Origin of the sequence: Teretinema zuelzerae (assembly GCF_021021555.1) — a bacterium.
GTDB classification, from domain to species: Bacteria; Spirochaetota; Spirochaetia; order Treponematales; family Treponemataceae; genus Teretinema; species Teretinema zuelzerae.
Genome location: NZ_JAINWA010000003.1, coordinates 1,506,978 through 1,519,744 on the forward strand (window position 1 = coordinate 1,506,978; position 12,767 = coordinate 1,519,744).

General features: G+C 57.5%; 6 protein-coding genes. All 6 read right to left on the reverse strand.

All coding sequences use genetic code 11. The features are described from left to right. Window positions 1-42: 42 nt before the first annotated feature. The 6 genes from K7J14_RS13810 to K7J14_RS13835 all read right to left on the reverse strand — a co-directional run bounded on the left by K7J14_RS13810 (window position 43) and on the right by K7J14_RS13835 (window position 12,743). On the reverse strand, window positions 43-1,785 hold the full coding sequence (locus tag K7J14_RS13810) for an alpha-amylase family glycosyl hydrolase (protein WP_230757574.1): 1,743 nt from the start codon (window positions 1,783-1,785) through the stop codon (window positions 43-45). An 11-nt stretch (window positions 1,786-1,796) separates the two neighbouring features. Further along, window positions 1,797-3,617, reverse strand: a complete 1,821-nt coding sequence (locus K7J14_RS13815; protein WP_230757577.1) for an alpha-amylase family glycosyl hydrolase — start codon at window positions 3,615-3,617, stop codon at window positions 1,797-1,799. A 63-nt stretch (window positions 3,618-3,680) separates the two neighbouring features. Then, window positions 3,681-6,332: a pullulanase-associated domain-containing protein gene (locus tag K7J14_RS13820; RefSeq protein ID WP_230757586.1), complete on the reverse strand. Its 2,652-nt coding sequence runs from the start codon at window positions 6,330-6,332 to the stop codon at window positions 3,681-3,683. A gap of 154 nt (window positions 6,333-6,486) precedes the next feature. After that, window positions 6,487-9,483: an alpha-amylase family glycosyl hydrolase gene (locus K7J14_RS13825; RefSeq protein ID WP_230757587.1), complete on the reverse strand. Its 2,997-nt coding sequence runs from the start codon at window positions 9,481-9,483 to the stop codon at window positions 6,487-6,489. A gap of 140 nt (window positions 9,484-9,623) precedes the next feature. Next, window positions 9,624-10,469, reverse strand: a complete 846-nt coding sequence (locus tag K7J14_RS13830; RefSeq protein ID WP_230757588.1) for a hypothetical protein — start codon at window positions 10,467-10,469, stop codon at window positions 9,624-9,626. 27 nt (window positions 10,470-10,496) lie between these two features. Beyond that, on the reverse strand, window positions 10,497-12,743 hold the full coding sequence (locus K7J14_RS13835; protein WP_230757591.1) for a glycogen-binding domain-containing protein: 2,247 nt from the start codon (window positions 12,741-12,743) through the stop codon (window positions 10,497-10,499). Between the last annotated feature and the right edge of the window lie 24 nt (window positions 12,744-12,767).

A 12,767-nucleotide genomic window follows, 5' to 3' on the forward strand; every position in this document is an offset into this window, starting at 1 on the left:
CGGAAACAAGGTAGACGCGGAAGGCGCAGGGGCCCAGACCGGTTACTGAAAGAACCGGGATTTGAGCGGGTTGCTCTGTCCCGCGGAAGCAATGAAATCCACCGAAGCGGATGAAGGCCGGCCCGCCAGAGTCGCGGGCGCGAACGAAGAGGAAGTTTCCGAATCAGAGAATTGCAGACCGGGGACAGAGGAAAGGTCGAAGGAAACGCCTGAATTCCGCTGGCGGTACTGGCTGTTGAAAACGCAAACGAGGGTTTGCTGTTCGCCCGCGCCGTCAGGAGAGAGGCTGAGCGCGTAGGCGCTGACGCCGTACGGATTCGTGGATCCTTCCGGAGCGGAGAGACGGGTATACGCGCCTCTCCGGAGGGATTCGAACCGCGAGCGGAGCCGCAACAGGGCGCGGTGCAGGGACAATACGGAATCGGGGTCGCTGCTCTGTCCCCCGGCGGAAGGCCAATCGAAGGGCTGTCTGAGGCGGATGTCCCCGTTTCCATAGGCTGCGTCGTTTTCAAGAGCCGCTTCGTTCCCATAATATACGAAGGGAACCACGGGAAGCAGCAGAGACTGGGCGGTTTTCAGGCGAAGCTCCGCATCAGTCCAGCGTGAAGCGGGGCGATCCGCGAAATTATCGTGATTGCTTAAAAAACCCGCGTAGGAAACCGGGGTTCCCGGTATCTGCGGAGCGAGATCGGGAGTTCTCCCGAGTTTTCCGGCGAATTCGAAATCGAAGAGCATGTGAAATTCAGGGGAAGACTGAGTGCCGAAATACGAGTTCAAGGTTGCTCTGTCCCCGGTAATCCAGGCCTCTCCGACCATGAATTTCGGCGATCCCCCGCTCGTTACCCCGTAACGATCGACGACCTCCGAGCGCAACTCGCGAAACCACGCGTGGGTCGCCTCGGTATCCGCGAAATCGTCCGCTTCCTCCACAAGGTAGCGAACGGCATCGATCCTCATGCCGTCGAAGCCCTTGTTGAGCCAGTACCGGGCGACGTTTTTCATCTCTTCGCGGACTTCACGGTTGCGGTAATTAAGATCCGGCATCCCCGCCCAGAATGGGGCGTAAAAAAACTCGCCGCTGAAAAGGTTCTTGTGCCAGGTGTTCGCCGAACCCATCGGGTTCCATGAAAGAGCCGAAGCGTTCCACAGATACCAGGATTTTTTTTCCTCTGTCCCCGTTTCGGAATCCATAAACCAGGGATGAGAGGAAGACGTATGATTGGGCACAAAGTCGAAAATAACCTTCATGCCCCGCGCGTGAGCCGCCTCCAGGAGGGCTTCCACGTCCGATTCGTCGCCGAACAGGGGATTAATCGAGTAATAATCGACCGTATCGTAGCCGTGCATGTTGTAGCCGGGAGCCTTGCCCTTTCCGGCGCAGTCGAAAATCGGGGACAGCCACAGGGCGTCGCAGCCGACCTCGTACTGTATGTAATCGAGCTTCGCCGTTATGCCGGCAATGTCGCCGCAACCGTCGCCGTCCGAATCATAGAAGGACTTCACCCAAATGTGATAGAAGGACGAATCGATGTACCAGTCGGACGACAGATTTTCAGCCTGATTCGACAGAGCATCGCTCGCCGCTTCGACGTGGCGGGGACTGGCGTATTCGGCCGATCCCGACATTTCGAACAAGCCCGCCGCAGGCGCATCCTTCTCCCGGGCGTCGTTAAGGTTTCCGCACGACGCAAAAACGAAAACCGACAGGCAGAAGACGGGCGCCCAAAACCGGCGGCATCGAGCCTTTTTATGCGGCGACAACGATATTTCGCGTTTTTCTTCCATATATAAACCGCCTATTCCGTTTGCATCGAGTAGAGCTGAAAGTCCTGCGCGCCGAGGTTTTTGAATTCGGCGATGGTTCCTCTCGGGGACAGAGCAGCAGCGGTTTCAGGAAACTCAGGGCTCATCGCTTTGATCGCCGCGGGAGAGAGGCCTGTTTGCGTAAAAACCGGCTCAAGATCGATTCTGACCGCGGGGATTTCCGCGAGCGAAAGGTTGACCGCGCAGATCAGAATATCCGAACCCCGCACGAGGGCCCACGCGCCCGTCTGCGGCAGCGTCTCTCCGGTTTCGGCAGACGTCACGCCCGGAAGGAGTATCCTCTGTCCCTTGCGGAGGGCGGGATGCGCGTTCCTGAGCGCTATGAGACGGCGGTGAAGAGCGAGCAGCGAGGCCGAATCGGCGATTTGGGCTTGCGCAGAAGACCAGTCGAAGGGAAAGCGCAGGCGGACGTCCTGGCCGCCGAGTCCCGGCTCGTCTTTCTGCCCGATTTCGTTGCCGTAATATAAAAACGGAATCCCGGGAAAAAGGAGACCCAGGGACGAAGCGAGCCGCAGCTCCCTGTCGGTTTTGAAGATAGTTCCGGGCCGGCTCGACAGGTTATCGTGATTGCTGAGAAACACCCCGTACGACGTGCGAGCGGCGGCTTCGTCGGGAATGTCGGCGCCGTAGCGGAAGATTCCCGTATTCCTGAAACGCACGCCCATGGCGACCGCGTTGGAAAAGTCGAAATCGAAGAGGGCGTCGAATTCCGCGTCGCCGTTCGCGCCGAAATAGCGCTGAAGCCGCGACGGATTATTGTTAATCCATGCTTCGCCGATCATGAATTTCGGATGGCCCAGTTCGGCATAGCGCGAAACCACTTCTTCCTGCAGTTCCTCGAAAAAATCATGAGTCGGTTCGGTGTCGACCAAGCCGGCGAGGCTCACCCTGCCTGACTCGTCCGCTTCTTCGGCCAGATAGCGGACCGCGTCGATCCTGACGCCGTCGAAGCCCTTGTTGAGCCAGAAGCGCACCACGTTCTTCATTTCCTCGCGGACTTCCCGGTTGCGGTAGTTGAGGTCGGGCATGCCCGACCAGAAGGCGCCGTAGTACCACTCGCCGCGGTCCATGTTCCGGTGCCAGGTCGCGGAATTCCCCATGGGAGCCCAGTTCAGCTTTTCGCGGCTCCACAGGTACCAATCCTGCTTTTCCGGATCGCGCCGGGAGGAAAGAAGAAACCACGGATGGGCGGAAGAGGTGTGGTTGGGAACGTAATCGAAAATCACCTTCATGCCCCGGGAATGAGCTTCGCGCAGAAGTTCTTCCAGATGTTCCATGTTTCCGAAATATTCGTTGACTTCGTAATAGTCGACCGTGTCGTAGCCGTGCATGTTGTATCCGGGAGCGCCGCCCTTTCCCGCGCAGTCGAATATGGGAGAAAGCCATATCGCGTCAGCCCCGACATCGTTCTTGATGTAATCGAGCTTCGCCGTGATTCCCCGGAAATCCCCTACCCCGTCGCCGTCGTAGTCGTTGAAGGACTTCACCCAGATGTGGTAGAACACCGAGTCCTCCTGCCACTTCGGCGAAAGATTCTTCGCCTGGTTTGCCAGCGAGCTCGCTCGAATTTCCGCATGGCGCGGGCTCCGGTAGTCCGGGTCGCCAGTCCACTCGAAAAGCCGGGGGTCGGCGGCTTCGCCGGACGCCGGGCGGGCAGCCGGCGAAGGCGCGGAGACGGCGGCGGTCGAAGCGGAATCGACGGCCGGTCCGCGCGACGCGCAGGACGCGAACGCGAAGCCGAGAAACAGAACCGCGAGCGCGGACAAACGAAAACGGGAAAAGAGGGAAGACATGAAGCAACTCCTGATTATGGCCAAAAAACACCGGGCTCTCCCTATGGGAGAGCCCGGTACAGGTTATTTCTTTAAGACGAGGAAACTCTTGGGCGGAATCGAGACCGGAATATCCGCGGTTTCAACCGGAACGCCGGTGTCGACAGAAACAAGCGCGGTGCAGGAAGCAGCGTCTCCGGGGAGCGTCTGCGCGGCTGCGGTCGCGTTGAAGAACACGAGATAGTCCCCGGTCTCGTAGCGGGTAAAGCCGGAAACCGAGTTCACCGTTGAAGCAGACGCGGCGGTTTCGCCCATGAAGCTTGAGCCGGCTGATTTCCGCAAGGCGATCAAGCCCTTATACACCTTGTATACGTCGGAATAGGTCGACTTCAAACTCAGGTCGATTTCATTGATCGCGTCGGGAGAAGAATAGCTGTTTTCGTCGCCTTTTTTTGTGCGCAGGAATTCCTGGCCCCCGTTGATAAAGGGAGTTCCCTTCGCGAGGAAGACGTAGGCGGCGGCGAGCTTGTTCTGGGCACGCAGTTCGTCCTGCTGGGCGGCGGTAAAGCTCGCGTAGGGTTTCCACGCCGACTGGGAAATTCCGCCGGCGAGGGAGATCGCGAGCTTGTCCGCGAGGGTGTAGTTGTCGTGGCATTCGACGTAGTTGATCGAGCGTCCGATCTTCGCGGTGAAGCCGCCGGCATAGGAGTCGGTCTTGAGGGAACCGGAGAGGCCGCTGATAATCGCGGCGTCTGAGAAGGTTCCCTGCACGTGGCCTTTCTTGAAGCCGCCGAACTCCGCTCCCTTGATCGCGTTCCGGTAGTCGTCGTTGAAGCAGGCCACGCCGTTCACCAAGGCCGAGGCGGAACTGTTGTCGATGGTCGCCTTCGTCGCGCCGTTTACGACAGCCGAAGTTCCGCCGGTCCAGGGCTCGCCGTACACCATGACGTTGGGGTCTACCGCGGAAAGCGCTTCGTATATTTCCTTCATCGTAGAAGATTCATGAAGGCCCATCAGATCGAACCTGAAGCCGTTCATGTGATACTCGTTCATCCAGTGGAGGAGGGACTCGATCATGTACTTTTTGAACATGCGGGTGTTCGAAGCGGTCTCGTTTCCGCAGCCTGAACCGTTCGAGTAGGAGCCGGTCGAGGTCATGCGGTAGTAATAGCCGGGAACGGTCTGATCGAAGAGTGATCCCTTCTGCGTGCCGCTCGTGTGATTGTACACGACGTCGAGGTTCACCGCGATTCCCGCGTCGTGGAAGGCCTGAACCATTTCGCGCATTTGAAGAACGGCCTTTCGTCCGTCGTTCGTTCCTTCGTAATCGACGTAGCGGCCTTCCGGAACATCGTAGTGGTAGGGATTGTATCCCCAGTTGTAGGCTGTGTTCGAATTGGTTTCCGCGTAATCGAAGGACGGCAGAATCTGCACGTGCGTAATGCCCAGGTCGCGCAGATGCTCGTAGAACTTTCCGCCGGTTTCGTTGAGCGCAGCAGTGATGTCCCGGAATTTTCCGGTGCTGTCGCTTACGAAAGCGCGCGACCAGTCGCGGATGTGCATTTCGTAAATCACCGCTTCCGTGTAGGGTTTCGCTTCCGTTCCGTTCGCGCCGAAGGGATTCCGATACGAGGCGCTCCATCCGGCGGGCATTGTTTCCGGGTCGGAAGAAATGTCGGTTATGCGAGCGGCGACCGAATCGGGAGAAGCCGCGCGGGCGTAAAGGTCGCACACGTAGGCTGTTTCGGCTCCGTTTGAAATCGCGTACTGGTACCAGACTTTTCCGCTCACGTCCACGGACGCTGCCGTCCATACTCCCGTCGCTCCGTCGAATTCCATGGCTACTGCGGCCGCCGAGCCGGGATCGAACTCCGTCGTTTCTCCCCACATTAAAAGAGAGACGTCGCCTGCAAGCGGGGCCCACACCTTGAAGGTTCCGCTCGTTCCCGCGAGGGTCAAACCGAGATCCGCTACGGCTCCCGCGTCGAACCATGAATCCAGGAGGCTTCCGTCGAGAACCGCGGTCACCGTGTCGGTGTATTCGCCGTCCTTGAGAGACACCGTGTACGGCGGATTTCTCGTCGTTTTAAAATCGACTCCGCCGAGATCTATTTTTTTTCCTGAAATAGAGGCAATGGAGAGTACACCGCCGTCGCCGTCTGTTACGATCAGGTTTTCGGCAGTAGCGGCGAGCGAACCCGAAATATCGAGCGTTATTTCGCTGGTTCCTGTAATCGTGGCGGAAACCAATCCCGCAGCGACCTGGGTCATCGCGGAGTTTACGTATATCGTACCGCTTCCCTGCTTGAGGTAAATTTCGTCGTACTTCTGCGGAAAGTTGAGCTTGACGTCGGAGTTTCCGGTGGCCTTCGAGCCGGAAGGCCCGATGACGATCATCCCGAGAAGGGCCGGAGATTCGGCAAGCTTGAGATCTACGCAGATGAAGTCCCCGTTCGAATTCGTAAAGGGAATTCCCTTCGGCCAGGTTTTGCACGCGCCAATCACTGCCGCGTCGAAATCCTCCCAGGCCCAGACGGTAAAGCCTGATCCCGCGACGGTCGGCTTGAAGTTCACGCGAAGATAGCCTGAGGCGACTTCGGACGAAACTGCCGGCAGATCGTAGGCCGGGGCGTCCGGATCGGCCGCCGTTGAACCGCCGGAACAGGCGATGAAGCCCGAAGAAAACAGCAGGGCGGCCGCCAAACCGAATAAACGCATACGCAAACGATAACTCATGCAATCCTCCCGAAATAAAGAAAAAGGAGGAAGCGCGCTCCGCGCTTCCCCCGGCCTGAAGAACGCTCTTGCACAGTGTTCTTTCACTATCATGAAAAGCCGCCCGTCCGCTTGCGGCGTATGCGGCCGGCTTTACTGAACAACATATTCCCGGCTACAGCGAGATCTCCAACGCGGCAGTCTCGTCGATCACCAGCGGATCGGTTTCCAGATTGCCGCCGCTGAACTTCCACTCGGAGCTTTCCATTCCCATGCCCCTGAGCTTTTGCGTGTCGTAGTCGTAGGTGTTGATGTACACCTTCCAGCCGTCGAGGCTTGCCGGATATCCGAGCGAGGCTCCTTTTACGACGAACACGATTTTTCCCGGCTCGGCCCTCGTGCCTTCTATGCCGGACCAGTCGACCTCGCTCGTCGGAGAGGGCGAAACCGAGGTTCCGTCTACCGTTGCCGAAGCGTTTTGAGACGAGTAGAACGACGAGCCCCACCCCTCAGCCTTCAGCATATAGTCCCAGGCGAAACCGCCGGGCAGGGTGTAGTTCTGGCGAGGATGCACGGAGCAGCCCTCAGTCGATCCGGGTTTCGCGAAGAAAAGGGTGAACATCACGTGATCGAAGGCGTTGATCGTCGGGTTCCAGCCCTTGGTCATGGAGCGCGTGGAAATTTCTATTCGCATATCGGTTCCGGAGGTTTTTATCGACACTCCGGTAATGTCCATCTGGCCGTCGTAGGGCTGGATCGTCGTCGTCGGCATACCGTACGAATATCCGGCAGGACCCGTATCGTCGTTGACGGGATCTGAAGCAGCGGCTCGCTCGACGAACGGCCTGTCGATCTTGAAGCTTACCGGCGAGGAGTACGCGACCGCGCCGTCCGCTGCCAGCAACACCGCTTCGACGTAGTTGGTGCCGTTCGATAGAGATGCGATGCCGCAGTCCAGCTGGAAGGCACCGGCCGTAACGGTAAATTCCTGGGCGTTCGAGTAATCGTTGTTCTTAACGATTTTAACTGTTCCTGCGTGGGTTGAAGTTCCCGAAACGGATATCGCGTCGCCGGTAAAGACTTCCGTATAAGACGAGGTCAATTCGATTGCATGGCTCGTGTCTTCACTTGTTCCGTCGAGGCTGTCCAGAATATACACGCCGTAGCTTTTCCCCGGAACGATGAAGGACAGGGCTCCGTCTGAAGACGCTGTAAGAGTCTGCGGGTAGCCCGGGGAAGACGGCTGAAGAAGGGAAAGAGAATCGCCTTTCAGGAAAATATTCTGCTCGACGTTGAACACCTGCTCGGCCTCGGAATTGTTCATAACAAAGAGAGCGCGCGTCCCGGCGGCCCGTTCAAGCGTAACGGCAGAGTCCGCAGGATCGCGGCCGGTAAGGGCGTAGGCGAGCAGGCCGCCGGTTCCGACGGTGTCCTTCAGGACGGTCGTCCGGTTATAGCGGAACACGTCGTGCGATTTTCGGAGCGCGATGACGTCCTTGAAGAAGGAGTACCATTCGCTTGTTTCGTCGAAGGCGTCGGCATCGCATTCGAATCCGCCCGCGAACATGGCGGGCCGCTGGGCGGAGAGGCCCTGTTCGGCCCCGTAGTAAATCTGGGGAACGCCCGGCAGGGTCATGATAAGCGCGTAGGCAGCCTTCACGAGCTCTGGGTCGGTGTTCATTATCAGACGGTCCATGTCGTGGTTGTCGATGAAGGTGACCATTCGGTCGGGATCGCGGTAGCCGACCTTGACCGTGTACCGGTTGTTCAGCACGGAGGAAATCGAGCGGGTCCCGGAGCCGGAAGAAAGGCAGTTGCGCACGGCGAAGGTCAAAGGGAAGTAGATCATCGAATCGATGCGCGGATCTCCGGTAAGCCTGTTTTTCGAATACGAGGACACGACGGTTTCGTCGATGCTCCAGGCCTCGCCGAAGGTGATGAAGTCGTTCTTGCCCTTTTGCCTGGCGTATTCCCGCACGCCCTGGTTGTCCGCTTCGGTCGAGTTTATGAAGCCTTCGAAGAACGCGGGGTCGACATACATGACCGTGTCGATGCGGTATCCGTCGATTCCGGCCTTGTCGATCCAGTAGCGGAAATATCCGCGCAGCAGATTCTGAACAACGGGGTTGTCGGTATTCATGTCGTCGAGGTCGCTCATCTGCCAGGTAAGAAGCTGCGAGGAATCGGTATAATCGGTGATCGACGGCTTGAAGTTATAGAAAGACGAGTTCTTGAATTCGTCTACGGTCAGAAGGTTCGGATCGTTGAACTTCCAGGGCAGCTGGTCAGGAGCGGAAGCCGGAACCGAGTTCGCGTTCAAAGAAAATACGGAAGAAGGAAGAGTTCCCGCGTTCATGAGCTCTTCCGTAACGGGAGCCGTAATCTTCATGAAGTCGCCCGTATGGTTTACGACGATATCCTGAATCACATAGAGATTTTTTTCGTGGGCGTCGTTCACCAAGCTTTGATATTCGCTTAACGAGCCGAAATGGGAATCGGTCTCGGTGAAGTCCGAGGCCCAGTATCCGTGGTATCCGTGGTAGTTCCCTTCGGAAACCTGATTCTTCACCGGAGGCGTTATCCACACCGCGTCGGCGCCGAGGGATTTGATGTAATCGAGCTTTTGCCGGACACCCGCGAGGTCTCCGCCGTTGAAGCCCGACTCGGGCTGTCCGGCGAAGGGGGTCGTTTCGTCGAAACCGTCGCCGTCGTCGTCGTTCGACGCATTGCCGTTGTAGAACCGGTCCGTCAACAGGAAATAAATCACCTTGTCCCGCCAGTTCGGGGAATCCAGAACGGTACCGGCATAGTCCGTCGAACGGTCGAGATCGAAGTCGAAGGCGGTCTGAGCGTACGCGAAGCTTCCGTCGCTCTGCACGGCGAGAGCTCTGATCACGCACGCTTTGCTTACCGCGAACGGAGCGGAATATATTGCGGAATCGGTTGTCGGCTTTGTGCCGTCGAGGGTGTAATGAATCGCCCCGCCGGACGCGTTTGAAATAGAGACGGTTTGAGCTTCGCGGTAAAAACCGCCGATCGGAGTAAAAACAGGATACGATTTATCGATGCCGTCGGTCGGTTCGCCCGGCTTCGCGGAGGAATCGCTGGAACAGGAAGCAGAAACCAGACTCGCGGCTAAAACGGCGATGCAGGCGAACTTGATTGATTTCAATATCATCTCCTTATCCTGTGCGTTCGAACTCGCAAACGCTGTGTTCAAAACGGCTTTTGAATGCCGCAACCGGGTTGCGACATTCAAAAGCCGCACCGGACGGATCCGGTACGGCCAAGGGTTTACGGACTAGATGCGAATTACTCGAGCGTTAAAAGACCGGTCGAGAAGTCCGCTACGAGAACATAGGATTCTCCGTCGCGAGGGTTTGTAACCGTTACGGTGTTCGCCCATGCCTTGTGAGGTTCAGCCCAGAAGGTTTCCGCGGTGATGGCCTCCGCTGTTACGCCGTCCTCTGCGAGTCCGTCGTCGTTGATCATCTGGATGGCGATGGTTTCTCCGTCGATTTCAGCGGCGGTCGCGAAGGTGCGGGTACCGGTTCCGTTATCCACGGTGATGGTGTTCGGAGTATCGATGCCCCATGCATTATCGGGAAGCCATGCTTCGAGCACATAGAGAATTTCGTCTTCGTAGTCGCTGGCGTTGCGGACGGTGATTCCGGTGATGGTTATGGTCTCGAGAGCGGGGGCCGCCGATTCCATCGCCACTCCAGGCCAGGTTCCGCCGGTCAGATTGGTCTCGTCTTCGAGGAAGGCCCATACATGAACGGGGTTCGCCTGCGAATAGATGAAGATCTTCAGCTTGCCGGCCTCGGACTCAGCCGCGGGGTTGTCGGTTCTCTGGCTCTGCTGGAAAAGGCTGTTCGCGGAATCCCACTCGTAATACACCACTCCCTCGGCGTTGTAGGCGGACATGTTCTCGCCGAATGCGGGATACTGGGGATTGCCGCTCGAGCTGATGGTCAAAAAGATCTCGGACTCTCCGCGCGACGATACGTCGATGGTGGTGTTCCACCAGAATCCGTCGGCGATCTCGAGAGCTACGCCTTCCTTGGGCTCCTCTTTGTCGTTCAGGCTGTTGTCGCAGGACGCCGCTCCGAATACCAGCGCCGCGCCGAGCATTGCTCCAATCAGTTTCTTCATCATATCTTCTCTCCTTATAAAAAATGACTCTTAGAGATCCCAGCGGAGGCCGAGGCGGCACGCTGCCCAACCGTTGTACACTTCGACCGCGTCCTGGGCAGGACTGTCGCCGTTGTATTTCACTTTCGAACCGACTGCGTATCCGTCGAGGTTCAGAGCATCCTGTCCGTCGCCGAAGTTCTTGTAGGGGTCCATGTCGTAGACGAACTGGGCGTATACGGTGGGCTTGTACATGCGGTTGATTTTCTTCGATACGCCGATGGCGAAACCGAAGGGATAGTTGTTGTCGCTCAGGGAGCTCTCGGGGGTGAGAGAGCGGAGAGCGAAGGAAACGTCGGTGCGGATTTCCATGGGAAGGGCCGCGGATACGACGAAGGTGTTGAACATCTGGTTATCGTTGGTGTTGTCCAGTCCGTAGTAGAAGTCGAGAGCTTTAACCGCGGAAGAAACTTCGTTCACAGTGAACTTCAAACCGGCGTTGGAGAAGAGCATCGAGCTGTCGTAGCCGGCGAACTTGTCTGCGTCTTCGGTGTTGTATTTTCCCTTTCCGTATACGGAAACGGAGGATTTCTTGCCCATGACGCTTGAAAGATCGTAGTCGGCGCCGAGGCGGGTTTCGAGCTTCATGCTGTCCTTGCTGTTGAAATTCCAGCGTCCGTTCGGGAGCCCTGTATTGCCGTAGAGCGCGTAGTATTCATCCCAGTCGGAAACGGTCAGGGGCATTTCCATCGCAGGAGCGAAAGAAACGGTCAAACCGTCGGCCGCTTTTACGTAGCCGTCGAGGCTGATTCTCTGGCTGTTGAGATATCCCAGCTGTGCGGTCTGGGTGTCTTTGCCCATGTCGTTGTGGTGATCGCAGACATAGAGCATGTTCGATTCGAGTCCGCGGAAGCGGTAGCCGAGCGTGAAGCCGGCGAAATCTTCCGGAAGCTTGTAGGACGCCTGGACGGTACCGGCCAGATGCTTGACGGGATCGAAACCATCGGAAAACTTGATAGCCGAGCGGGAATATCCGGTGTAGCCCATCATGTCCCAGAAGCTGCCGTTCGGAACGCGGTCGAGGTTTTCATAGACGTTCACGACCGCCTGGGCGGCGACATCGACTCCCGCGACCTTGCCCTTGGCGCCGACGATGACGTCGTGCTCGAAGGGTTTCGAGAAGAGGGTTTCTCCGGTATAGAAGGCGTTGTACTGGGCTTCAGCCGCAACTCCGCCCGCTTCCACTCCGGCGATGGTCCATAAACCGTATTTGGTGCCCTTGCGATCGGCCGACTTGTTCGGAGCGAACACGAAATTGATCTTCGCATCCCCGATCTGGCGCAGACCGTCTCCGAGGGAGAACACGTTGAATCCGCCCATGTGCTGATACCCGGCGTCCCAATTTCCGTCGACTGTCGTCAGAAGGATGGACTTGCTGATTTCGGGCTTGGCGTAGTTGAAACCGGTAAGGTAGTTTACATAGCGGGTGTTGAAGCCGAACTTGAGATGTCCCAGGAAGGGATTGGATCCGGGTCCGGCGGAAGTTTCGCTGTTGTCCGTGGTGCGGGCAAGATAGGAAACGGGGTGTCCGGCAAGACCGTTCACCAGATCGATGAGTCCCTGGTTCCAGGTCACGACGTCTGTACCCGCTTCGTCAAGATCGCGCAGATAGAGCTGTCCGCCGTCCTGAACAGGGTCGAGTCCGGTTTCCGCAAGCGCGAGCTCGACGAAGAACGGATTGTTGCCGATGAAATTGCCGGTGAGCTTCGAGTAGGACTTCGCGCCGATGGTGGCGTTGTCCATGCTCAAGCCTTTTTTGGATGCGTCGGTAACCGCGGAAGTGCGGAACTGCGCCTGTGTGCCGATCATGCTCCAGGTCATGAACTTGATCTTCGCTGAAGGGGCAGCGGCGGAAGCTCCGGCTGCGGCGGCTTTCGAAGCGGCGGCCATGGCGGCTACGTCAACGAATCCGTTTTTACCGCCGAATCCGTCGTCGACGAAATCGGGAGCCTTGAGATCAGTAGTCCAGTTTCCGTCGGAAATGAACTTATATCGCATCTCTGTGGCGACGGGCAACACTTTCTTGTATTCCCAGCCCTTTTCTACTTTGGTCATGGGCTCGGCAGCGTTCTGCCAATCAGTCCAGGTACCGGCGATTACAACCTCGGTCGCCCGGGGATTGCCGTAGAAGAAGGTTACCTCTGCGGTACCGTCTCCCAGGTCCTTTACCGATACGTCCGCGAAAACCGCGGTGCCAACGACCAGTAAAGCAGCGATGAAAGCAATCAGCTTCTTCATCTAATAGTCCTCCTCACATTTTAA

Bases quoted from the DNA above. Each gene is read 5' to 3' on its own strand.
- K7J14_RS13835 (WP_230757591.1), bottom strand. From the start codon at position 12,743: ATGAAGAAGCTGATTGCTTTCATCGCTGCTTTACTGGTCGTTGGCACC.
- K7J14_RS13830 (WP_230757588.1), bottom strand. From the start codon at position 10,469: ATGATGAAGAAACTGATTGGAGCAATGCTCGGCGCGGCGCTGGTATTC.
- K7J14_RS13820 (WP_230757586.1), bottom strand. From the start codon at position 6,332: ATGAGTTATCGTTTGCGTATGCGTTTATTCGGTTTGGCGGCCGCCCTG.
- K7J14_RS13815 (WP_230757577.1), bottom strand. From the start codon at position 3,617: ATGTCTTCCCTCTTTTCCCGTTTTCGTTTGTCCGCGCTCGCGGTTCTG.
- K7J14_RS13810 (WP_230757574.1), bottom strand. From the start codon at position 1,785: ATGGAAGAAAAACGCGAAATATCGTTGTCGCCGCATAAAAAGGCTCGA.